Source organism: Virgibacillus siamensis (genome assembly GCF_039522605.1).
Taxonomy (GTDB): domain Bacteria; phylum Bacillota; class Bacilli; order Bacillales; family Amphibacillaceae; genus Lentibacillus; species Lentibacillus siamensis.
This window is the reverse complement of the sequence record NZ_BAAADS010000018.1, coordinates 289699-312241: the sequence shown is the minus strand read 5'-3', so window position 1 is coordinate 312241 and position 22543 is coordinate 289699. Positions and strand designations below refer to the sequence as shown.

The following is a 22543-nucleotide window of genomic DNA, read 5'->3' as shown; positions in this document are numbered from 1 at the left end:
TGTTAAAAAGTTTCAATTAGGAATAAAACACATGATATAATGTTTGAAACAAAGTGGGACGAAAAAATTGTGTTTGTTTAATGATTGCACATTTGATATAAGTGTGTTGCTTTCCAAAAAAGTAACATTTAATAATACCGCAAACGGACGTTTTCCGGAATAAAGAACAGCCCCAAAATTGCCGTGTTAAGGCGCTAATGTCTAATATGGGTTAACGCTGATATTGCATCATAAGGCACAATTATGGAATATGAAAAACCTTAAAATCAGAATATAGAATGTGTACATTCATGTTATTCGTGGTATAATGTATGTAGAAAGTTCATAAAATAATAAAGACCGCCCATGCTGTTACATGAGGCGGCCAATAGACCAAACCCCATCAAGAGGGGCTAGGTAGCATAAGGAAAAAATAATCCCTCCGCTACACCCAACGCATGTGAGGGGTTATTTTTTTTGGTTTTTGTCAGACATAATAATAGCCACCAGTACCCCGAAGGATATCATGACCGATAATATACCAACAATGTCCATGGTAAGCACCTCCCTCCCCGGGAAGTCTCCCAAAGAAGACTAACGGCGAACGACAATGCTACCATACCCCTCATGCGAAGCCAGTCTATTGTATTTAATTGTAACATATTGCTATCATTTACATCTTAATTCTATGCTTATTTTGTATAAATCATTGTTCCTACGGTATTGCGCCTTATCCGTGTCTTTATAATAACTCGGGAGTTTGACACTTATATATTCAGAATTTGCCTTTAAAGCTTATGATGGCTTTATTTTTTTTCAAATTTTTAATTAAATTATTGAGTACTGTTTAGTACTATATTATAATAGGGGTATCTAAAAAGATTTGAGGGATATCCATGCGCATTAAAAAAAGTGTATCCAAGAATTCTGTCTCCTATTCTGTTATTGAAAATGTTAGAGATATTAATGGGAAATCAACTACGAAAGTCATTGAAGCTTTAGGTAACGAACAGGAAATTCGTGAAAGACATCCTGGTGTTGACCCCGAAGCATGGGCGCGTGCCTATGCAAAAAAATTAAGTGAAGAAAAAAAGCTAAAGTCAGAAACGATTATCATCAAGCACAATCCAACGAAGCCGATACCAAAAGGGGAAAAACGATCTTTTAACGTTGGTTATCTTTTCTTGAAGTCGATTTATCATCAACTAAAACTAGATAAAATATGTAAAGATATTTCTGACCGACACAACTTTACATACGATTTAAACAAGATTCTAGCTCTCCTCATATACATGCGTGTTATTTACCCAACTTCAAAAAAAGGAACACTAGAGAGGGCGGATGATTTACTGGAGTCCCATTCAGTAGATACACAGCATATATACCGGGCATTAGATATCTTAGCTGAGGAATCCGATACGATCGAAAAGACAGTATACAAAAATAGCACAGCTATCGTTGAACGAAAGACTGAGCTCCTTTACTATGACTGTACAAATTTCTATTTCGAGATTGAAGAAGAAGAAGGCCTGAAACAATATGGGATGTCGAAAGAAAACCGCCCGAATCCAATCGTTCAAATGGGATTATTTATGGATGGCAGTGGTCTTCCACTCGCCTTTGTAATCAACCGTGGGAGTCAAAATGAGCAGCCAACATTAAAGCCTCTGGAGAAAAGGATCTTGAAAGATTTTCACCTATCTAAATTTGTCGTCTGTACAGATGCCGGGCTTTCTTCCCATGAAAACCGATTGTACAATTCCATGAATAAACGGGCTTATGTCACCACACAATCCATCAAAAAATTAAAAAAGCATTTGAAAGAGTGGGCTTTGGATCCTTCAGGGTGGGAGATGGTGGATTCTACTCAGAAAGTGGCCGCCAAGAAAAGAAAACAAACAATCAACCTGAATGATCTTGATCTTAAAAAGGATAAGCACGTATACCATAAAGAACGCTGGATCAATGAAAATGGATTAGAACAAAAATTGGTCGTTACCTTTTCGCCGAAACATAAACGCTATCAAGCAGGTATTCGTGAAAAACAAATAGATAGCGCACTAAAAAAGCTCGATAATCCTTCTCGGATGGAGAAAAAGCGGACCAACTCACCAGATCGTTTTATACAGTCCACACATGTCACAGAAGATGGAGAGATTGCTGGAAAGAGTAAGTACACCATTAATTCAGCACTCGTTGATGAAGAAGCGAAATTTGATGGCTTTTATGGTGTATGTACAAACTTGGAAAGCACACCAGGAGAAATCGTTAAAATCAACCAACGACGCTGGGAGATTGAAGAGACCTTCCGCATCTTAAAAAGTGAAATGCGAACGCGACCGGTCTTCCTCCAAAAAGATGAGCGTATCAAGGCCCACTTTTTAGTATGCTTTTTGTCATTATTGACTTACCGCTTAATTGAAAAGAAAATGGACGAGTCAGCTACCTGTTTTGAAATCATTCAAACATTACGGGAAATGCGTGTATTGAAAGCTACAAACGAAGGCTACATTCCTACTTATACCAGAACTGATCTAACAGACAAATTGCACGACGTTTTCGGATTTCGAACAGACACGGAAATCGTGCCAATACAAAAAATGAAAAAAACTTTAAAAGAGGTAAAAAAACATAAATAGTACTCACTTTTTAGCACTAAAAAAATCACAGATGCGCCTAGTATAAAGACGTTTCTGTGATTTTTACTGTCAAACATGAGATTTTGGTAACTAATTTCTATTTTAGAACATTTGGTGACAATTGAAAAGTAATTTCTTTCTGCAAAAGGTTAAAGCGAAAAAAGAAGAGTGAATTTAAACGGTCCTTTCCATTACGCTTTTAACTTGAACAATTAGTTTAAAAGTAACAGAGATCGGGTAACGAATTAAATAAGTGAACAAAATTCCGTAGGAGGGTTAAAATTGAAACCAACCGTAAAAGAATTTCAGGATGACACGGCATTAATGAAAGAAGTAAAGTCACAGGCAGGAAAAGGAGTATCCAAGGATAACATGTACGTAATGTCTCATGATGATGATCGAACTGACCGGGTCGCTGGAAATGTTGATGCCAACAAGGTTGGAATCCAAGAAGAAGGGTTGGACACCGCAGTAAATAATATCTTTCGGAAAAAAGGGGATGAACTCAGAACTAAGTTTAATGAACTCGGTTTTTCAAAAGATGAAGCAAGTGAGTTGGAAGAGAAGTTGGACCATGGTGAAATTTTACTCGTAATTACGAATGAATAAACATTTCAAAAATATGTACCCTTTGCACCTGTGCAAAATGGTTGGTTAACTACCAACCATTTTTTAATAACTTATAAGCTGGCTGAGTCAAATATAATTACCCGTATTTCTCAAGCCATTTAACTGTACTAATTTCAGTACCACATTCCGATGATTTAATTGAAAACTCATCCATGATATTTCTGACACCGGGCAATCCTACTCCCAAACCATTTGACGATGAAGTGTAAGGTCGCAAAGCCCGTTGTATCTCCCCAATCCCTGGCCCGTTATCAACCGCGGATAAACTAATGCCTATTTTACAAGCCCGTTCCACTGACATGGCGTTAATCACACCGCAATGGGCAAATAAGAAAATATTTCGTGCCAATTCAGAAACGACAGTTGTTATTTTTGCCTGGTCAAGCTTTCCGAACCCAAGTTCAATTGTCAGTGCTCTTACTATTTTTCTGGCACGAATTATATCTTTATCGCTGTTTATTTCAATCACATGAACTATTTGATTATCTTCTGCTGGCATCAGAAACGTTACCCCCTCTATAAAAATTTTATAGAGGTTAATAAACTTTTAACAAGTAGGCACTTTTTAGTTTGATAGTTACCAAAGTATACTAATAGTTAGATGGTCTGCAGATAAAAAAGCAAATAATCTTAAGGACTGAAATCATTGCAGACCTTATTATCCCTATGGTAACTAATCTTCTGCTCCGGTGGTGTATTGTTTGTAATTAAGATTGTAGTTATGAATGGGAGTGACCATTGTAATTTGAGGGAGTGTCTGTCAGCTTTGTTTCAATTTCTTTTTTATGAATTTTATGTGCTAAGCGAATAATGAGACCAATAGCCATTTGAGCACTTCCAATTATAAATAAAGTTATGGCAAGCTCTTCTAACGACTTGTAATAAAACAAAAAACTGCCAACAAAGTATATTCCAGTAAGTGAATTACAGAAAAGTGTGTACTTGTCAATCTACTTTTACTATCTTTACACTTTTATTAAATAGATTTCTTTACACCTTTTCACCTTCCAACTGGAGATATTATCAAATTGTTAATTTTCACAATGTGTTTATATCTTTAAATTCGGGTAGATAAATTTAAATGGACAGCTGCATATTGGAGGTGACAACATGTTTTGGACAATTATCGCCGTCTTATTAATCCTATGGCTGTTAGGCTTTTCCTTCCACATACTTGGAGGATTAATTCACATTCTATTGATTGTTGCGGTGATTGTAATCATTATCAAGCTAATTCGTTCCGTGACAAATAGTTAATTTTACAGGAGGGATCCTTAAATGAGTAATGAAGAAAAGAATGATAAACAACAACAGTTAGACCAATTTCGGGCGTATGACCATGGAAAGAAACTTACCACCAACCAAGGTCTGAAAATGGCTGAGGATGAGTTCTCACTTAAAGCTGGTGAGCGTGGACCGACACTCATGGAAGACTTTCATTTCCGTGAGAAGATGACGCACTTCGATCATGAACGTATTCCCGAACGTGTTGTACATGCCAGAGGTTATGCTGCACACGGTGAATTTCAAGTTTATGAATCAATGAAAGAATACACAAAAGCAGGATTTTTACAGGATCCATCCATTAAAACGCCAGTATTTGTGAGATTTTCAACTGTAGCAGGATCCAAGGGTTCTTTCGATACGGCACGGGATATCCGGGGTTTCGCAACCAAATTTTATACAGAAGAAGGTAATTACGATTTGGTTGGAAATAACGCTCCGGTATTTTTCGTTCAAGATGGCATTAAATTTCCCGATTTTGTTCATGCGGTAAAACCGGAACCGCATAATGAAATGCCGCAAGCTCAATCTGCACATGATACTTTTTGGGACTTTGTAGCAAATAATCAAGAAACAGCCCATGCCGTTATGTGGCATATATCAGATCGGGCCATCCCACGAAGTTATCGAATGATGGAGGGATTTGGTGTTCATACATTTCGCTTTATTAATGAGCAAGGCAAAATAAGTTTCGTCAAGTTCCACTGGAAACCTGTTCTTGGAGTGCATTCACTGGTCTGGGATGAGGCTCAAAAAATAGGCGGTAAAAACCCTGATTTCCATCGTCAGGATTTATATGACTCTATTGAAAATGGTGATTATCCTGAATTTGAATTGGGCGTTCAAATTATCGATGAAGAAGATGAATTTAATTTTGACTTTGATATATTGGACCCAACCAAGCTTTGGCCGGAAGAGGATGTCCCGGTAAAATTAATAGGCAAAATGACGTTAAACCGCAATGTCGATAATGTATTTGCTGAAACAGAACAAGTTGCTTTTCATCCTGGACATGTTGTACCTGGTATTGACTTTTCCAATGATCCTTTATTACAAGGAAGACTATTCTCATATACGGACACCCAGTTAATTCGGCTGGGAGGGCCAAATTTTCATGAACTTCCTATCAATCGACCTGTTTGTCCTTTCCACAACAATCAGAGGGATGGTTACGGACGACAAACAATCAATCAAGGCCAGACCAGTTACTACAAAAACTACCTTGCTAACAATACTCCAACCCCTGCTTCTCCAGAGGAAGGTGGATATGAGCATGTACATGAGAAAGTGGAGGGGCGTAAAGTTCGATCAAGGAGTGAAAGCTTTAAGGAGCATTTTTCCCAGGCAACTTTATTCTGGAACAGTATGAGTGAGCCTGAGAAGCAACATATTATAGATGCATTCAGTTTTGAATTAGGTAAAGTGCAAAACAAATCAATCCGTCAGCAAATCGTCGATATGTTTTCCAATGTCAGCATGAGTCTGGCGAAAGAATTCGCAAAAAATATAGGTGCTGACATACCGTCCGGTGAGGACACGTTGATTACAAAATCCTCCCCTGCATTAAGTCAAGAAAATTCTATAAAAACGCCAGCAACCAGGAAAACCGGTGTTATTTTAATGGATGGGTTTGAGGAGGATGTGAAACGAATTATCGATTCACTAAATAGTGAAGGTGTCCAAACGGAAATTATTAGTAATCGGTTAGGATTGAAAAGAGGCGTTAACGGCATCGAACTAGAAGCAGACCATACGTTTGAAACTGCTGACCCCGTATTATTCGATGCACTTTACGTTGCAGGAGGTAAGGATATCAATGAAGCTTCATTAAAAAAGATACAATATTATACCGATGAGACTTTTGCACATTATAAGACAATCGGTGCAACACACGAAGGCAAAGAATGGTTGGACAAACACAAATTGAGCGGAAACAGCGGTGTCATAACGGAAGACGATTGGAAGGTCTTCACTCGCCAATTCATAGAAGCCATTACTGAACATCGCCACTGGAGCCGAAAACTGACTGGATAAACATGTCATAATAAAAATGGAGGTGAGGTAATTGTCGCAATTAACCGTCGGACTTATTCCATGTCCCGATGCACCAGAAAAGTTAGCAGATAACTTCAAAAAGAAATTACCTGACTTCTTAACAAAAAATGTTTCAAAACAAGTGGAGTGGTCTATTGAAGTTACAACAGATCCTCTTATTGGCTCAGCTGAAGATACGCAGGAATTGATGGACGAAACGGATGCTGTGAAGAAGGAAAAGAATTGGGATATTGCCATGCTTAACAGACTTGCCTTTGTTTGACGATAAAGATTTAGTAGTCGCTGATGGTGACTATAATCGGCAAATAGGACAAATTTCAATTCCAGCGTTCGGGTCATTTCCTTTAAACATTCGCGTTAGGAAAGTATTGCTACAAGTTGTAAGGGAGTTATACCAACATAAGGTACAAAACGATAGGAATGAAACGGCCGCAACAACAGAAGACGGTATGACGGAAAGTGAAAGGGGCACTGTGTCCAGACAATTTTTGTTTTCTTTGATTCGCCGGGAACACTCCACTCCTACAGGTGAAAAAATGGATCTCCATCTCATCATTCGTCCCCGCATTCAAGCGAGGCTGCGTGTTCTGTCCGGAATGACATACGCAAATCGCCCGTGGGGGATTATTCCGGCATTTAAACCCGTTGTGGCAGCCGGCTTTGCAACAGGGGCTTACGGCCTTATTTTCCCGACCTTATGGAAATTGAGCGGAGCATTTGAACTCTTACGCTTTTTAGGATTAATGATTGCAGCAATCTTCAGTATTATTGTGTGGATAATCGTTTCCCATAATTTATGGGAAAGGCCAGCGAAAAGTAACGATAAATTTGTTAGAAAATTATACAACCGAACAACAATAGCTACTTTAACAGTGGCGGTATTATGTTATTATATTACGCTTTTTGTATTATTCCTGCTGACGGTCCTTTTGTTTGTTCCACCGAGTCTGTTTCAATCATTGGGGGGATTAAAATCATCCGTTGAATTTTGGAATTATACGAAGCTAGCTTGGCTTGCAACTTCAATTGCAACTTTTGCAGGGTCAATTGGTGTTGGTCTCGAAAATCAAGAAATGGTTCGTAATATTATGTATGGATACAGGCAAAATCAGCGCTCCAAATACTATCGTGACCAGCAAGAAGAAAACAGTAACCAAAAGAGTAATTAAAATACTTTAGGCAACAGCCTGTATCACAGGTACAGGTTTTCCTTGCCCCAAAGTTGGTTATAGAATATTGGAGTACCTAGACGAGGAGTGGTGTTATGAAGGAGAAGCGTACCGGAGAAATCATGACAGAACAATTAATAGAATGGGGAGTAGACCATATCTACGGTCTTCCTGGGGATTCGATTAACGAATTTGTTGATGATTTACGGCATAAGGAAGATAAAATCCGTTTTATACAAGTACGACATGAAGAAGTTGGAGCGCTATCAGCAAGTGCATATTCGAAATTGACCGGTAAACTTGGCGTTTGCCTATCTATTACTGGCCCCGGTGCCATTCACATGCTAAATGGATTATATGATGCAAAACAGGACGGGGCACCCGTGCTGGCAATTGTTGGGCAGGTTACGAGCAGCATGGTTGGTACCGACGCTTTCCAAGAGGTTAATTTGGAACGATTATTTGATGATGTAGCAGTTTTCAACCGGCGTGCAGAATCCGCTGAACAACTACCCGACTTGCTTAATAAAGCAATCCGATCTGCTTACACGGAAAGTGGGGTTTCCGTCTTGGTTGTTCCTGATAATTTATTTGCTGTTAAGCATGAAAAAGATGAATTTATAACAGCCCCTACTTACGTTAAATCTCAATACGAACCTAATCAGGAATCTATTCAGGAAGCGGCAAACCTTATTAACCAGGCTGAAAAACCAATCATTCTCGCTGGACGTGGAACGCGCGAATCAAGAAAAGAGCTCATTGATTTTGCCGAAAAAATCAATGCACCAATTGTGTTAAGTTTGCTTGGAAAAGGCACTATTCCGGATTACCACGAACTGAATCTTGGCCAGCATGGTCAAATCGGGACCAAACCCGCTTATGAGGCAATAATGGAAACAGATTTATTGCTGCTGATTGGTACATCGTTTCCATATAGGGAATATTTGCCTGACCATACAAATGCCGTTCAAATCGACTTGAAATCCAAAAAGATTGGCAGCCTCTACCCAATTACGACGGGATTATGCGGGGATGTCAGACAGATTTTGCCTTCATTAACGGAAAAAGTGAAGGCAAACGAACATACGGCGTATCTGAAAAAGTATCAGGAAAAGATGAAGAAGTGGCACATTAACATGATCAAAGAAAAGAAGGAGGAACAGAATCCAATTCAAGCACCACAGCTGATGTATGCACTGGAACAAGAAGTAGAAAATGATGCAATAATTTCCTGTGATGTCGGAAATGTAACCGTTTGGACCACCCGATTCTTCCCGTTTACAAATCAGCAGTTTATCATTTCCGGCCGACTGGCATCGATGGGAATCGGTCTTCCCGGGGCGATTGCAGGAAAAGTTGCCAACCCTGACAAACAAGTAGTAGCAATCTGCGGGGATGGCGGCTTTTCCATGGTGATGCACGATTTTGTGACTGCTGTTAAATATGATTTACCTATTAAAGTGGTTGTACTGAACAATAGTCGCCTCGCTATGATCAAATATGAACAACAGGAAATGGGGAACCTGAATTACAAAACGGGTCTTGGTGAAATAAATTTTGCCAAATTCGCTGAATCATGTGGTGGTGAAGGGTATCGTATTGAAAAATCGGAGGATCTATCCAATGATTTAAAACGTGCATTTGAATCTTCCAAACCGGCTGTGATTGATGTCGCAATAGAAGATATGGCTCCGCTTCCAGGCAAAATCCATTTTGATCAGGCAGTCAAATACGGGGAATATTTAATAAAAGAGTTTTTCACCAATAATAAAATGGAGTTTCCAGAAGTGAAAAAGTCGTTGAAACGTTTATAAAAGAAATTATCAGACAAACAGAGGCCAAATGATGCGGTTACGGCATGAACAGCTGCTATCTGACTTACCCCAGCAGCAATTACTTGGCCAGCATAGAGAGTGTTGTGCATTACGAGGGAACCGTTGTGGAAAAAATCATGCAACCGTTAATTATGTATTCAGCTTTTCCCCATATAAATTTTATATGTACCACATGATTGTAATAAATGAAATGAAACGGAGAGGCTAGCACAATAATCCAGTGTGGGAGAACGCATTATTGGGGAGAAGCTTGCCCGCCATATAAGGATCAACAGTTAAAAGATGATGCAATAACCATCAAGGAGATGCACCTATTTATCCGGAACACAATGACGAGTATTTGCAAGAATGCATGAACAACCTGAAGGAAAAGGGTGTACAATTGTATTATTTACATTGTCCTCCAAAAGACACTGGATGATAAAATTTTGTCCGGTGTCTACATTATTTTATTGATCATTATATAATTTGAACATCCTGATGTCCTAGAGGAATTAAATTAATCAATTGTTAAACTATTAACGAAAGACAAGGTGATTAAAGCAAATGTGGATCCGCCATCCTTTTTTTAAATACATGACAGGTGCCATACTAGTCGTAATTTTTATCTTTTTTCTGGGGCAAATAGATTTCTTTCTTGCTCCATTCAAAAAAGTAGTGGCTACTTTACTTTTTCCAATTATTATTGCAGGACTTCTCTATTATATTTTAAACCCTGCAGTTAAATTATTATCAAAACCGAAATATATACCTAAACCAGTTGCTATCTTACTAGTTTATGCGATTATTGGAATGCTAGTATTCCTTGCCGGACATTTTGCAGGAGGTGTCATCAGCCAACAATTTGAACAGTTCTCTAAACAAATTCCGAATAAAATTGAACAATTGGCAAATGAAACAAAACATTTAGTGAACAGTTCCCAGTTCGGTTCTTTTTCTTTTCAAGAACTAAAACAAAAAGCAGTTTCTTACTCTAGTAATTTGTTAAGTGGAATAGGCAGTAATATTTCCCAAATTATTTCCCTAATCGCAGGCATTGCCACTACATTAGTAATTGTGCCTTTCATTTTGTTTTATTTTCTTAAAGAAGATCACAAGTTTGCTTCTCTGATGGAAAAACTTATCCCGGATAACCATTATGAAGAAGGGAAAAAATTTTAAATGATATTGATCGTACACTTTCTGCTTACATTATCGGTCAACTTACGGTGGCTTTCGTTGATGGGATTTTAATGTATATTGGATATCTGATAATAGGAATTCCTTATGCCGCTGTTCTGGGAATATTCGTTATGGTTACCGCTATTATTCCATTAATCGGACCCATATTAGGTATATTACCAGCCATTATGGTAAGTTTATTATTAAATCCAGTGAAGGTAATTTACATTTTAATTTTAACGATCGTTGTACAACAATTGGAAGGTAATCTTATTTCTCCACAAGTGTTAGGCAAACGATTAGACCTACATCCATTGACTGTTATTTTATTGCTGGTTGTTGCAGGTGCCTTATATGGATTTATTGGGGTTTTGCTAGCGATTCCTTTATATGCCGTTTTAAAGGTTACCAGCAAAAACCTTTATAAAATTTACCAGCTTCGTGAATAAATTCAGCACTCCTACGAGTGTATACCAAATAAACAACAATTTCTTAAAATTTGGGGTAATATCAGAACCACAAAATAAAAAGTTTTCTTCTGTTGCCACCCAGTATTATGATTATTTAATTTTATTATCTATCTGTCCCTACAATCATTTTTAAATGTCCGGGTAGCACGGAAATTTCCGAGGGGGTGGTATGTTGACGTTCTCCATCACAATCAATGGTTTGTTTAGGATCGGTTGAAACACGAAGTTTATTCGTCTGAAAATAGATTATACCTTCTTCATTTGACATTTCAGGAGTCATTTTTGATTGAACCATAGACCAAAAAATTTGCAGTGAAGTTTCCTTGATTATTAAAACATCCAGTAAACCATCTTGGATATTACCATTTGGAAAAAAGGCCTGAACGCCTCCCGTAAAAGTACCATTACCGACAATGAGCATAACCGATTCGCCATCAAATTGACATTCGCTTGATTCCATTTGCAAATGAAATGGTTCTACTTCTCCTAAATTTTGTGCCGTACGTAAATAGTAAGCAAGCCGCCCTAAAGTCGCTTTAGAACCTGTATCAACTGCCGCAGATACTTTGGAAATCAAACCTATCCCCCAAAAATTCAGGAAGTATTGTTGATCTGCTTTTCCAACATCAATTGTCATGACCCGTTGTTCTAAAATCTGATCCGCTGCTTTTACTTGATTCTGATTCATCCCAATTTCACGGGAAAAATCATTACTTGTCCCCCCTGGGATTATTGAAAAGACCGGTCGTCTTTCCAATGCACAAAGCGCATTTATGATTTCGTTAACTGTTCCATCCCCTCCCGCGGCAATTAACAAATCCACTTTCTCAGCAAATTTACTAACATAAGCTGCACTATCACCCGAATTTTGTGTTTGATATACAGTGACCTCCCCGAACTTTTGAAGAAGCTTCTGTGTAATTAGGCCAATTGATTGACTCAATTTGCCTTTTCCAGCATTTGGATTATAGATAATGATAACTTTCTCCATAATTAATTCTCCTTTCTGATAAAAAGTACATAGACAGTCCGTAAAAACATATTTTATAAAACGGGAGAGAACAGGCGTGCTAATGATTCTTTAGATTGAACGATGAATCCTCGATTATGATACGTTTCGGATTCTACTTTCCGACAGTGTCTGATATCCTCTGTAAAGTTCTCAACAAGGTTTGTCACACTTTTGGTATGAAACAAAAATACATTTACCTCAAAATTTAAATTTAAGCTTCTGAAATCTACATTAGCTGTTCCTGTAGTAGCAAATTGACCATCAACAATCATAATTTTTTGATGCATAAATCCCTTCTGATACAAATACACATCAATTCCATTATCAAGCAGTTCACCAAAGTAAGATCGGGTAGCATATTGCGTTAAGAAGCCATCATTAATTGCAGGCACCATCAGTTTGACATCAATTCCCTTTTTTGCTGCCATTGACAAGGCTGTTCGAATGTCCTTGTTTGGTACAAAATAAGGCGTTGCAATCCATAAAGAACGCTTAGCAGAAACAATCATATTGAAATAAAGTTCACTCATAATTCCTTGATTTGCGTCTGGACCACTCCCCAGCACCTGTACTCCTCCAAGGTCATTCTTGTTAAGAGGTTGGGTTGGGTATGTTTTAATATCTAAGACTTCATTGGTCAAATAGGTCCAATCTCCAAGAAAAATAGTATGAAGACTTCGAATGGCTTCTCCTTTCAACTTTACATGTGTATCTCGCCAAAATCCTATTTTTGAATCCCTGCTCAAATATTCATCACCTATGTTCAATCCTCCGACAAAAGCTATTTCACCATCAACAACGATGATTTTACGGTGATTTCTAAAATTTATTTTTTGATTAAATAAACCAGATTTCAAAGGCAAAAAACAAGCTATCTCAACCCCGGCTGCTTTCAATTTTCGAATTACTCCTTTTGACAACGAAGCACTGCCAACACCATCATAAATCACTTTAACCTCAAGACCAAGCATGGACTTATTTACCAAAATATTTATAATTTCCATACCAATCTGATCATCTCGTAAGGTGTAATATTCTAAATGTATATATTGCTTTGCATGTATTAGTTGATTTTTAATAGCAGCAAAAGTCTCTTCACCATCTTTCAATACTGTTGTATCAGACGAAAAATTAATGGGAAATTTGGACTCTTTTGCAATCATATTTGAAATAAATTTTTCATCACCATCCATACTTATCCAAGAATCAAAAGAGTTTTTTTTACTAACCTGCTTCAAATACATTTGATTACTCTTTCGTTTTCTTTGAAATAAATGACCTCTTACCTGTAATTGTCCCGAATAAATAAAAAATGCATATCCGAATACTGGAACAAACACTATCAAATATATCCATAGAAGCGTTTTATAAGGTGAGCGATTTTCTAACATTAACGCATAAGATATACAAAACACGAGCAATAGATAAGCAACGAATGCACCTATCCTAATTAAGGAAGTTGCTTCACTCAAAAATGCCAGATAGAATGTAATAGTCAATAATATAATGAAAAACAATTGTCGTTTTTGTTTCATAATGTATGTTTCTCCTTTTTACATCTACTTATAATAAACGCGCAAAATTTTCTCTACCAAGGATTTGTACTTGTTTCCTATTTAAAAAGACTAAAAGAGAACCTCCACGTTCAAAGGAAGTGTAATTTGACAGAAAACACTTCAATACAGTAGAAGTCCCCCTATGCAGAGGCATATTAACGCATTATTGGCACTTACAAATGCCAAACAGCTCTAAAAAATACCCATTAGAAAAATAACGGATTCCCTTTATAGGTGGTAACTGGCATGTTATTACACAACTCGTAACATATGCGATAGAAGCATTGCGCGATTCCCAAGATAAAAAGGTTGCTTTTGTCATGGAAATAGGAAGCTCTCACTTCTTTAGTGGTGAGTAGTTCACTTGTTAAAATTACTGTTTCCTTGCTTTGTTAGTCCTTACATTATTTATCCATGCTTTATCCTCGTCCATCATTTTCTTTGCAGCATAAATGAGTAATAATTGTACAATTATTATTGATATCCCCATTAATCCTGAAACAACTTCCAAGGGAGCCAGTCCACCAATTCGCATTAATAAAAGTGCAAAAATAGTAATTACTCCTGCAACAATGAGCCGAAGATTTTTAGAGGGTTCTGATTTACTCATGTTTTTTGTTCCTGCATATGTGGCAATCGTATATGTTGTCGAATCCAGTGTAGTAATCATAAAAATCATGGCGATAATAATGAAACCCGCCAGTGCAACAATGGGCAATGGCAGTGTCCTTAATATTGCTGGGATTGCAGCCATTGCATCATCTTTTACAATGTCCAATACAGCCACCTTCTCGCTCAGATAGCTTTTTACTCCAACCCCCCCAAGAACGGCCGTCGCAACCCAAGAAATAAGCAATGGGGCACATAAATACGTTAACAACATCTCTTTAATCGTTCTACCTTTTGAAATGGCTGCAGCAAATATACTATGCAACATGGCCCACGTGGCATTATATGCAAAAAAGAAAACCGTATTACTTTGTATATGCGTATCCTTTCCTGCGACAGCATTCGTGCTGAGGGACATATCCACATAATGTGTAAATAAAAAACCGACAGTATCACTGAAATAATTAAGTATAAACACACCAGGACCTGCAATCATGATAAATATTGCAAATGCAACTGCAAGATACATGTTTAAGGTACTTAATTTCTTAATCCCTTTGTCAATTCCTAAGTACGCACTAACCGAGAAGAATATGACCCACACAATTGTCACAATAGCAGTTAATGTAAATGTGATCTCAATATTAAACAGTTCTGCTATGCTATAAGTAACGATAGGTGTACCAAGTCCCAAGGTAACAGCAGCACCCGAAAGAATACTCACTAAAAAAAGCACATCCAATACTTTACCGCCAATACCATCTGTAAATCTATCTCCAAAAATAGTACGGCATGCTTCTGAAATTCTCATTTGTGGTTTCTTACGAACATGTACAAGATATCCCATCGCTGGTGCAGCCATTACAAAAATGGCAAAGGTTTGAAAGCTCCATAAAAACATACTATAAGCATTTCCCCACATCAACGCTTGTGCAGATCCTGCTTCCACACCAATTGGAGGATCTATTGCAACATTCGCCCACTCTGTCATTCCAGTTCGCATAATGGTGGAACCCAAACCCATTGCAATAATAATCGATGCATACTCAAACAATTTAAATCGTGGTGGTTCCATTGGGTCACCTAAAACAACATTTCCATATTTTGAAAATGCCAAGTAGAAACCTGTTACAACCATTAAAATGGCATACCATAAATATCCCCAGTTAAACATTTCAACAACTTGATTAAAAATACTATTTAAAAGTTCCAATGATTGACTCTCATACAACGCAAACGGTATGCAGATTGCAATCATAATTAACAGAGCAGGGATAAAAATCCTGTAATCAATTAATTTCTCAGTCATCCCTTTCTTATTACCAAAACTCATTTAAAACCCTCCGTGAAATTAATGGACATAGATAGAGTGGATATCCTCATTACTTTTAATTATTTTCCCTGCCGTACAATACCCAAATTGGAAACAATATAACCTTTTCATTACACATATCTTTTAATTGCTGAAAGTATATAAAATTATAAACAAGATTACATTCTTTACCATATAATTTCTCCTGAAGTTTTTGTTTGCTAAAACATTTTACACATTGATAATTTATTGTACAATGTTTAGGTCTGAATAGATGATTTATAGCAATTTTACACCTTATTTATATTAAATTGTATAATGATGTGTTACATTAAGAGCATATTTGTAAAAGGATGGTTGTTATTATGTAAGGTTTGCAGAAAAACGGTATTATATCAAAGGAGTTACTAATTTAGCATACAAATTGCTTGACCGGTACTTTTCTGAATTAAAGCAAGCAAATGATATCCTTTTTCAGCCGGCAACTGCTTTTTAAACATAACCTACTAAGGGCGTTAACGATTTGCGGTAGATTATCACTTGGGAATCTTTGCATTGCGGCCGAATATCATCTCTTTCAGCGGTTCATACGCAGCATTGATGGTTTTTATATCCGATCGCAGATTTGCCTTATGATAATACTGTTGGAGTAAAGTTAAACGATATATCCATTTTGAAAAAGGCGATAGCTGGTCAACATCAGGTAACCGCTCTCGTCCGTTCACCGGAGAAATTACAAGTATCGCCTGATTATTTTACAGTTTACAAGGGGAACGTACTGGACGAAAAAGCAGTGCATGACTCGATGAAGGGAGCTTCTACGGTGAGCCTTGAACACCGATAAAAACCAAACATTGTCCAAATGTATGCCTTACATTGTGTCAGCTATGCGGGAATATGGACTCCACCGTATCGTAACAATTTAACAATTGGAACTGCCGGTATTCTTAACAGCAGGATACAACGCAGAATGTATCGCTTTCAAACGAACGAATCAAAACGCAAATCAACTGCTGCGGCAGAAGATCACTTAGCTGCTTTTCAACAATTGGAGAAGACGGATTTGACGTGGACCATTGCTTGCCCAACTTATCTGCCTGACGGTGAAGAGACTGGCAAATACCGCACAGGCAAAAACGTTTTGCCGGAAAATGGCATAAAAATTTCAGTCCGTGACACGGCTGCATTTGCTTATAAAGAGTTTACTGAACAAACCTGTGTTCATAACCGTGTCGGACTTGCTTATTGAATCAGAACAACACATTATTTTAACAATTATTGGAAAATGGTGGTGATTATAATTAACCTTACACTCACAGATTTACATAATTCAGAAGCTTTAACCCTTCAGGAAAAAGACATAAATTGTATAATAAACAACGAAAACTATCAAATTATCGATCATGCCGGAACACTTCAGCCAAATGGAGTTATCATCCTAAATTACGTGCCGATTACGCTGGAAGGACGCATGAAATTTGAGGAACGGTTTCAAAACAGACCAAAGAAAATAGAAAATGAAGATGGGTTTTGGGCTATTCGGACACTGCGACCCTTGAGTGGCAATATGTACGTCATTCTTTCTCAATGGGATTCGATAAATTCATTCAAAAACTGGCAGAATTCCTCAGCCTATTCGCACGCCCACAAGAATCGTGGAACTAAGGAAGGAATTGATCAGGAAAAGGGTGTGTTGGGCGGAAAGCCCTCGCATCGAATCTATCAGGTGTCTACAATTTACAAAATTTAACATTACATGTACAGATGGGAGATGGACTTTAAACTGCAACCGCCTATTTCAGACGGTGACTTAAATGTCCATCTCTCTATAATTGCTCACATAAAAGTTGTTACATTTAATTATTGTTCGGTTGCAAAATCCACCGAAATCTATCAAACTGGGGAATGAATAGACTGGAAACGACATAATTTTTATCATAGGATTTTCTATGATAGTTCAGTAGTATATGCTAAGTTACACATCATTCAGAAACACAATTGAAAAGGAAGTGGCAAACGGTGAGGAAACCTAATTTTATTTTTCCAATTTTCTTAGGGTCATTATTATTGACAGCCGGATGCGGTGATACGGCTGCCACCGCAAATTCGGATGAAGCAGAAGGGGAGCAGACATCCGCAGAAGAGTCAGCCGACAAGGTTACGGAGAAGACACAAGCTGAAAACGCAGAAGCTGACAAAAAAGAAAAGGCAGCGAAAGACCCATCGGACAAAACTGAAGCAACAAAACAAGAGAGACCGTTTTCTCCTGTTCCTCCGCCAAAAAATGCGAAACCTTTAAAAACAAAATACCCGGACAAGGTGAAGAAGAAAATGCCATCGGAAGAGGCACACGGCAAGAATCCGGCTAGGACAGTACCTCTGGGTCAAACCCTTTTAGAAAAAAAAGATCTAACAGACGGGCCGCTTCAGCATTACAGACTAGTAACATATTACGGTAACCCACTTTCCAGCAAGATGGGCATCCTGGGAAGGTATCCCCCAAAAAAGATTATGAAGAAACTCAAAAAACAAGCCAGTGTCTATTCAAAACTGGATCCTGCCCATCCCGCAGTACCAACAATTGAGTTGATTGCAACCGTGGCCCAGGGGAGTCCGGGACCGGATGGAAACTATGTATTAAAAACTCCGGATGACGTGATTCAACGCTATGTCAAACTCGCGAAAAAAAATGATGCATTATTGATGTTAGATGTTCAACTGGGAAATGCCCCGGTTATGCATGGTGTGAAAGCCGTCGAAAAGTATCTTAAACTTCCATTCGTACATTTAGCAATCGATACGGAATATTCCGTTGAGGAGGGGGAAGTTCCAGGGGAGGATCTTGGTCATGTGGACGGTGCTGAGATTCAAAAAGCAATCCAATACGTCACTGAAATGGTTGAAAAATATCAGCTCCCTGACAAAATTGTCCTGGTCCATCAGTTTGGGAATGGCATTATTACGCATAAACAGCGGATTCACCCGACCAAAAACGTTGAAATTGTCCTCAATAGTGATGGTTTCGGCAAGGATGCCATCAAAATGGCTGCATACGGAAAATTGGTTAAAGAACAACCGATTCAATATGGAGGATTCAAGCTTTTCTATAAAATAGACAAACCGCTTCTCACCCCGAAACAAGTGTTGAAACTGGATCCAGCTCCGGCAGTAGTGAATTATCAATAACGACAGCCATAAAGTTTTCAGACCGGATCTCACACCCGGTCTGTTTGTTGTACAAAAATCACACTGTGTATTAGTAACAAATTGATTAAATACGGACAAACAAAAGCTGTCTTCTATTTGTTTTTTATTGATCCGGTTTAAGTTTGAGACGGTGAACGGAAAAGCCCCATGACCCTCAAAACCAGCTATTCGCTTTACAAAAAGATAAATATAGAAAATGAGTGAAAAAATTATAAAAAAAGTTTGCTAATGCATCCGACACAGTTGGATAATAAGTTTGTTGGACAGCAGGATCAATTGTATGGGAGGGAATATAGTGAATTAGTAGGAGATGGAATTCTGCACTCTTCCCCTACAGATTTAGGCAGCGTTTTTATAGCTGGTTATTTGGCTGCTTTTGAGATTCGTAATTTGAAGCGGGATTGTATTGACTTCCATAATAAGACAATCAATGTTTGATTAAAGCCTACGCCCCCGGCAGGATTCGAACCTGCGACACATGGTTTAGGAAACCATTGCTCTATCCCCTGAGCTACGGGGGCAAAATGTGGTACGTTAAAACGCAACAATCACTATTATACAAAACAGACGGCATCTTGAAAAGTACTTCATCTTCTTTCATTAACAGGAAAGAAAATATATAACGTGATCCAGTCATTTTTTGGGATTGTATTTTTTCATGAAGGATTGATTTTTTCTCTGAAGGTCTGTATTTCTCCCTGAAGGATCGATTTTTCTTCTGAAGGTCTGTATTTCTTCCTGAAGGATCGATTTTTCTTTTGAGGAATCATATATTAGCACCAGTTAAGATAAAATACCTCACCGGAATGAAGTTTGATTGTATATATGCTAAAATAGAGTTCATCTGTCGAATTTTGTTACATAGATTGGAGGGATCGTTATGACAGAAGTCCCGTTTATTGCAATTGAGGGTCCGATTGGGATTGGTAAGACATCACTTGCAAAAAAACTTTCTGTCCATTTTAATTTTCATCTATTAAGGGAGATTGTCGAGGAAAATCCATTTCTCGGTAAATTTTATAATGATATTGATGAGTGGAGCTTTCAAACGGAAATGTTCTTTTTATGCAATCGCTATAAACAACTGGAAGATATTGAAAAAAAGTATCTCGACAAAAACCGGGCAGTCATTGCCGATTATCATATATCGAAAAACATGATTTTTGCGAAACGAACACTGCAGGACGACAAATTTAAAAAATATGAACAGATTTATCACATTTTGACGAAGGATATGCCTGTACCAAATATGATGATTTATCTGCATGCCAGCCTTGATACCATTCTAAAGCGAATACGCATGCGCGGCAGGGATATTGAGCAGAATATCAAACCATCCTACCTGGCACAGCTGGCAAAGGATTATGAGGATTATATGAATGAATTTGAAGTGCTTCATCCGGATATCCCAGTCATTCGCATCAATGGGGATGAAACAGACTTTGTAAAGCATCAGGATGACCTGGACACAATTATACAACATGTCGGACGGCAGTTGAACAACCATCAGGTGATATCGAAATGAAAAAAGGGGAACCAAATATGAAATTACGTGATAAATACCAGATTCCGCATGACAGTATCATAACAATCGCCGGTACTGTGGGGGTTGGGAAATCAACCATGACCAGGGCATTGGCAAATGCATTGAATTTTAAAACGTCACTGGAAAAAGTTGATGCAAATCCGTACCTCGGCAAATTTTATGAGGATTTTGAACGGTGGAGTTTCCATTTACAAATTTATTTTCTGGCTGAACGTTTTAAAGAACAGAAAAAAATTTTTGAGTATGGTGGTGGATTCATCCAGGACCGCTCCATCTATGAGGACACAGGTATTTTTGCTAAAATGCATTATGAAAATGGTACAATGTCCAAAACAGATTATGAAACCTATACAAACCTTTTTGAGGCAATGGTCATGACGCCGTATTTCCCGCATCCAGATCTTTTAATTTATCTGGAAGGTTCATTTGATGAAGTACTGGAGCGAATTCAAGTGCGCGGCAGAGAAATGGAAAAGAATACGCCAATTTCATATTGGGAAGAAATGTATAACCGTTATGAAAACTGGATTAACAATTTTAACTCCTGTCCGATTCTGCGGGTGAATATTTCCGACTATGACCTGATCAATAAAGAAGATACCATCGAACCGATTCTGGAAAAAGTCGGACACTTCATCCAGCAATCACGAAAATGGAAAACGAGAGAACTTATACGATAATTCAGATGAAAGCGGTGCTCTCGTATTGGAGCACCGCTTCTTTATTATTCCTGTACAGGAAATACCTTTTCAATTGTTTGTACATCTTCTTCCGATAAATGAACTTCGGCAGCTTTCAAATTATCCGTGACCTGTTCAACATTGCGCGCCCCCGGAATAACCGCGTCAATCGGAGCAAGGTTTAAATAGTAGGCAAGTACCACATGTGCCGGTGCCACACTGTGCTTATCCGCAATCTGATGCAGAATGTCCACTTTTTCCAGGTTTCTTAGATACGTTTCCCCTTGAAATGGTGGTCTTTTCTTTAATCGATCAGAAAGTACCGTATCTTTCGTATATTTACCAGCCAGTAAGCCTGATGCAAAAGGGAAATACGGGATAAATGAAATTTCATTTTCAAGTAAGTATGGAAACAATTCCTTTTCCGCCGAACGTTCCAGCAAGTTATAATGTCCCTGTACTACATCCAGATAGCCATCCTGATTGGCTTCTATCAACTGATCCATGGAAAAGTTAGAAACCCCGATGGCACGGATTTTTCCTGCCTCCCGCAAACGCTGCAGTGCCCCGACAGCCTCATATTTTGGTGTATCCTCATCCGGAAAATGGATATAAAACAAATCAATCACATCAGTATTAAGACGTTTCAGGCTTTCATCCACTGTTTTATTCAGAAATGAAGGGGTATTATCATGAACGATTTTATCACCCTCATTACGATTTGATCCTTTCGTTGCCAACACAACATTGCTTCGATTTCCTGCATCTTTCAGTGTCTTGCCAATAATTTCCTCAGAAAGTCCATTTCCGTACATGAGCGCTGTATCAATGAAATTCAGTCCATGCTCCATTGCTTCTGTAATAATTTTTCCGCCATATTCTGTATTCGTTTCCTTGTTTTCATATCCTATTTTATTGGCACCAAGCCCAATTGGATGGATATATAGTCCGGTTTTGCCTAGTTCCACTTTATTTGCCATGCTATCCCACCTTTCTCATATCATATGTTGTATAATTCAGGTTTTCAAGAATCCGATACAAAAATAGTTATTTGCTTCCGATGATTTTGAAATAGGTGTGGTAAAACATAAGTTCATCTTCTTTATAAAAGGGAAATAACCACGTCTCTTTACCACCGGACAATTCATTCTTTAAATCTTCCACTATTCTAGAACTGGTTTCATCATCCGTTTTCGTCAATGTCAACCAATCCTTAACACTTTTTTCTACTTGCAAAGCTTCACACGCAAGAATGTTTATACTCACCTTCTTTGAACGTTTTAGCCTTTACAATTTAACTTAATAATCCTAGCGCACGCGGAAATAATTCGCCATACCCGGTTCGCCCAAAGATTTTTGAAAACAAAAAAGGAGCATAATCACTCCTTATCGATTTTTT

At 38.0% G+C, this 22543-nt stretch carries 22 protein-coding genes, 1 tRNA gene and 1 pseudogene; 16 read left to right on the top strand and 8 right to left on the bottom strand.

Annotation, left to right across the window (positions count from 1 at the left end):
• Positions 1 to 875 precede the first annotated feature (875 nt).
• Both ABD010_RS13930 and ABD010_RS13925 read left to right on the top strand, forming a co-directional pair.
• On the top strand, positions 876 to 2618 hold the full coding sequence (locus tag ABD010_RS13930) for an IS1634 family transposase (protein WP_343814302.1): 1743 nt from the start codon (positions 876 to 878) through the stop codon (positions 2616 to 2618).
• Positions 2619 to 2900: 282 nt separating this feature from the next.
• Positions 2901 to 3227 (top strand): YflT domain-containing protein, encoded by a 327-nt coding sequence (locus ABD010_RS13925; protein WP_343814300.1) that lies wholly within the window; start codon positions 2901 to 2903, stop codon positions 3225 to 3227.
• Between the two features lie 97 nt (positions 3228 to 3324).
• Here the strand turns inward: ABD010_RS13925 and ABD010_RS13920 are convergent, their stop codons facing one another.
• Positions 3325 to 3747 carry an anti-sigma regulatory factor gene (locus tag ABD010_RS13920; protein WP_343814297.1) on the bottom strand — a complete coding sequence of 141 codons (423 nt, stop codon included), beginning with the start codon at positions 3745 to 3747 and terminating at the stop codon, positions 3325 to 3327.
• Between the two features lie 220 nt (positions 3748 to 3967).
• On the bottom strand, positions 3968 to 4159 hold the full coding sequence (locus ABD010_RS18395) for a YrhK family protein (protein ID WP_390351385.1): 192 nt from the start codon (positions 4157 to 4159) through the stop codon (positions 3968 to 3970).
• A gap of 199 nt (positions 4160 to 4358) precedes the next feature.
• Here ABD010_RS18395 and ABD010_RS13915 point away from each other — a divergent pair, with 199 nt between their 5' ends.
• The 7 genes and pseudogenes from ABD010_RS13915 (at position 4359) to ABD010_RS18390 (ending at position 11201) form a co-directional block, all read left to right on the top strand.
• Entirely contained in the window at positions 4359 to 4505 is a 147-nt protein-coding gene (locus ABD010_RS13915) for a lmo0937 family membrane protein (protein ID WP_343814294.1), read from the top strand.
• Between the two features lie 21 nt (positions 4506 to 4526).
• Positions 4527 to 6566 carry a catalase gene (locus ABD010_RS13910; protein ID WP_343814291.1) on the top strand — a complete coding sequence of 680 codons (2040 nt, stop codon included), beginning with the start codon at positions 4527 to 4529 and terminating at the stop codon, positions 6564 to 6566.
• Positions 6567 to 6597: 31 nt separating this feature from the next.
• A complete protein-coding gene (locus ABD010_RS13905) occupies positions 6598 to 6849 on the top strand; it encodes a hypothetical protein (protein WP_343814288.1) in 252 nt (83 codons plus the stop codon).
• Positions 6818 to 7756: a hypothetical protein gene (locus ABD010_RS13900; RefSeq protein ID WP_343814286.1), complete on the top strand. Its 939-nt coding sequence runs from the start codon at positions 6818 to 6820 to the stop codon at positions 7754 to 7756. The genes ABD010_RS13905 and ABD010_RS13900 overlap by 32 nt, the downstream gene beginning before the upstream one ends.
• Positions 7757 to 7851: 95 nt before the next feature.
• Positions 7852 to 9570 (top strand): pyruvate oxidase, encoded by a 1719-nt coding sequence (locus tag ABD010_RS13895; protein ID WP_343814283.1) that lies wholly within the window; start codon positions 7852 to 7854, stop codon positions 9568 to 9570.
• Between the two features lie 28 nt (positions 9571 to 9598).
• On the top strand, positions 9599 to 9799 hold the full coding sequence (locus ABD010_RS13890) for a pyrimidine dimer DNA glycosylase/endonuclease V (RefSeq protein ID WP_343814280.1): 201 nt from the start codon (positions 9599 to 9601) through the stop codon (positions 9797 to 9799).
• A gap of 338 nt (positions 9800 to 10137) precedes the next feature.
• Positions 10138 to 11201: pseudogene (locus tag ABD010_RS18390) on the top strand (AI-2E family transporter).
• A 124-nt stretch (positions 11202 to 11325) separates the two neighbouring features.
• Here ABD010_RS18390 and ABD010_RS13875 read toward each other — a convergent pair.
• The 3 genes from ABD010_RS13875 to ABD010_RS13865 form a co-directional block, all read right to left on the bottom strand.
• Entirely contained in the window at positions 11326 to 12213 is an 888-nt protein-coding gene (locus tag ABD010_RS13875; RefSeq protein WP_343814272.1) for a diacylglycerol/lipid kinase family protein, read from the bottom strand.
• Positions 12214 to 12266: 53 nt separating this feature from the next.
• Positions 12267 to 13769: a cardiolipin synthase gene (gene cls / locus ABD010_RS13870; RefSeq protein ID WP_343814269.1), complete on the bottom strand. Its 1503-nt coding sequence runs from the start codon at positions 13767 to 13769 to the stop codon at positions 12267 to 12269.
• Positions 13770 to 14163: 394 nt separating this feature from the next.
• Complete coding sequence (locus ABD010_RS13865; protein ID WP_343814265.1) at positions 14164 to 15732, bottom strand: BCCT family transporter; 1569 nt, start codon at positions 15730 to 15732, stop codon at positions 14164 to 14166.
• 604 nt (positions 15733 to 16336) lie between these two features.
• Here ABD010_RS13865 and ABD010_RS13860 point away from each other — a divergent pair.
• From ABD010_RS13860 to ABD010_RS13840, 5 genes are all read left to right on the top strand, one after another.
• Positions 16337 to 16555 (top strand): NAD(P)H-binding protein, encoded by a 219-nt coding sequence (locus ABD010_RS13860; RefSeq protein ID WP_343814263.1) that lies wholly within the window; start codon positions 16337 to 16339, stop codon positions 16553 to 16555.
• 126 nt (positions 16556 to 16681) lie between these two features.
• The gene (locus tag ABD010_RS13855; protein WP_343814260.1) at positions 16682 to 16960 is read left to right on the top strand and encodes an NAD(P)-dependent oxidoreductase; all 279 of its coding nucleotides are present in this window, start codon (positions 16682 to 16684) and stop codon (positions 16958 to 16960) included.
• A 42-nt stretch (positions 16961 to 17002) separates the two neighbouring features.
• Positions 17003 to 17461 (top strand): antibiotic biosynthesis monooxygenase family protein, encoded by a 459-nt coding sequence (locus ABD010_RS13850; protein ID WP_343814257.1) that lies wholly within the window; start codon positions 17003 to 17005, stop codon positions 17459 to 17461.
• 269 nt (positions 17462 to 17730) lie between these two features.
• Positions 17731 to 18897 carry a hypothetical protein gene (locus ABD010_RS13845; protein ID WP_343814254.1) on the top strand — a complete coding sequence of 389 codons (1167 nt, stop codon included), beginning with the start codon at positions 17731 to 17733 and terminating at the stop codon, positions 18895 to 18897.
• Positions 18898 to 19146: 249 nt separating this feature from the next.
• The gene (locus ABD010_RS13840) at positions 19147 to 19356 is read left to right on the top strand and encodes a hypothetical protein (protein WP_343814252.1); all 210 of its coding nucleotides are present in this window, start codon (positions 19147 to 19149) and stop codon (positions 19354 to 19356) included.
• Between the two features lie 10 nt (positions 19357 to 19366).
• Here ABD010_RS13840 and ABD010_RS13835 read toward each other — a convergent pair.
• Positions 19367 to 19439, bottom strand: a tRNA-Arg gene (locus tag ABD010_RS13835).
• Between the two features lie 359 nt (positions 19440 to 19798).
• On the opposite strand from ABD010_RS13835, the gene ABD010_RS13830 reads away from it, so the two are divergent.
• Both ABD010_RS13830 and ABD010_RS13825 read left to right on the top strand, forming a co-directional pair.
• Positions 19799 to 20443 carry a deoxynucleoside kinase gene (locus tag ABD010_RS13830; protein WP_343814249.1) on the top strand — a complete coding sequence of 215 codons (645 nt, stop codon included), beginning with the start codon at positions 19799 to 19801 and terminating at the stop codon, positions 20441 to 20443.
• Between the two features lie 17 nt (positions 20444 to 20460).
• A complete protein-coding gene (locus ABD010_RS13825) occupies positions 20461 to 21144 on the top strand; it encodes a deoxynucleoside kinase (RefSeq protein WP_174615243.1) in 684 nt (227 codons plus the stop codon).
• 44 nt (positions 21145 to 21188) lie between these two features.
• Here the strand turns inward: ABD010_RS13825 and ABD010_RS13820 are convergent, their stop codons facing one another.
• On the bottom strand, positions 21189 to 22124 hold the full coding sequence (locus ABD010_RS13820; RefSeq protein ID WP_343814244.1) for an aldo/keto reductase: 936 nt from the start codon (positions 22122 to 22124) through the stop codon (positions 21189 to 21191).
• A gap of 67 nt (positions 22125 to 22191) precedes the next feature.
• Entirely contained in the window at positions 22192 to 22380 is a 189-nt protein-coding gene (locus tag ABD010_RS13815) for a hypothetical protein (RefSeq protein WP_343814241.1), read from the bottom strand.
• Positions 22381 to 22543: the final 163 nt, after the last annotated feature.

Excerpts from the sequence above, each read along its gene's own strand:
- ABD010_RS13930 (WP_343814302.1), top strand. The coding sequence starts at position 876 with ATGCGCATTAAAAAAAGTGTATCCAAGAATTCTGTCTCCTATTCTGTT.
- ABD010_RS13920 (WP_343814297.1), bottom strand. The coding sequence starts at position 3,747 with ATGCCAGCAGAAGATAATCAAATAGTTCATGTGATTGAAATAAACAGC.
- ABD010_RS13915 (WP_343814294.1), top strand. The coding sequence starts at position 4,359 with ATGTTTTGGACAATTATCGCCGTCTTATTAATCCTATGGCTGTTAGGC.
- ABD010_RS13910 (WP_343814291.1), top strand. The coding sequence starts at position 4,527 with ATGAGTAATGAAGAAAAGAATGATAAACAACAACAGTTAGACCAATTT.
- ABD010_RS13895 (WP_343814283.1), top strand. The coding sequence starts at position 7,852 with ATGAAGGAGAAGCGTACCGGAGAAATCATGACAGAACAATTAATAGAA.
- ABD010_RS13890 (WP_343814280.1), top strand. The coding sequence starts at position 9,599 with ATGATGCGGTTACGGCATGAACAGCTGCTATCTGACTTACCCCAGCAG.
- ABD010_RS13875 (WP_343814272.1), bottom strand. The coding sequence starts at position 12,213 with ATGGAGAAAGTTATCATTATCTATAATCCAAATGCTGGAAAAGGCAAA.
- cls (WP_343814269.1), bottom strand. The coding sequence starts at position 13,769 with ATGAAACAAAAACGACAATTGTTTTTCATTATATTATTGACTATTACA.
- ABD010_RS13865 (WP_343814265.1), bottom strand. The coding sequence starts at position 15,732 with ATGAGTTTTGGTAATAAGAAAGGGATGACTGAGAAATTAATTGATTAC.
- ABD010_RS13855 (WP_343814260.1), top strand. The coding sequence starts at position 16,682 with ATGTATCGCTTTCAAACGAACGAATCAAAACGCAAATCAACTGCTGCG.
- ABD010_RS13840 (WP_343814252.1), top strand. The coding sequence starts at position 19,147 with ATGCATCCGACACAGTTGGATAATAAGTTTGTTGGACAGCAGGATCAA.
- ABD010_RS13830 (WP_343814249.1), top strand. The coding sequence starts at position 19,799 with ATGACAGAAGTCCCGTTTATTGCAATTGAGGGTCCGATTGGGATTGGT.
- ABD010_RS13825 (WP_174615243.1), top strand. The coding sequence starts at position 20,461 with ATGAAATTACGTGATAAATACCAGATTCCGCATGACAGTATCATAACA.
- ABD010_RS13820 (WP_343814244.1), bottom strand. The coding sequence starts at position 22,124 with ATGGCAAATAAAGTGGAACTAGGCAAAACCGGACTATATATCCATCCA.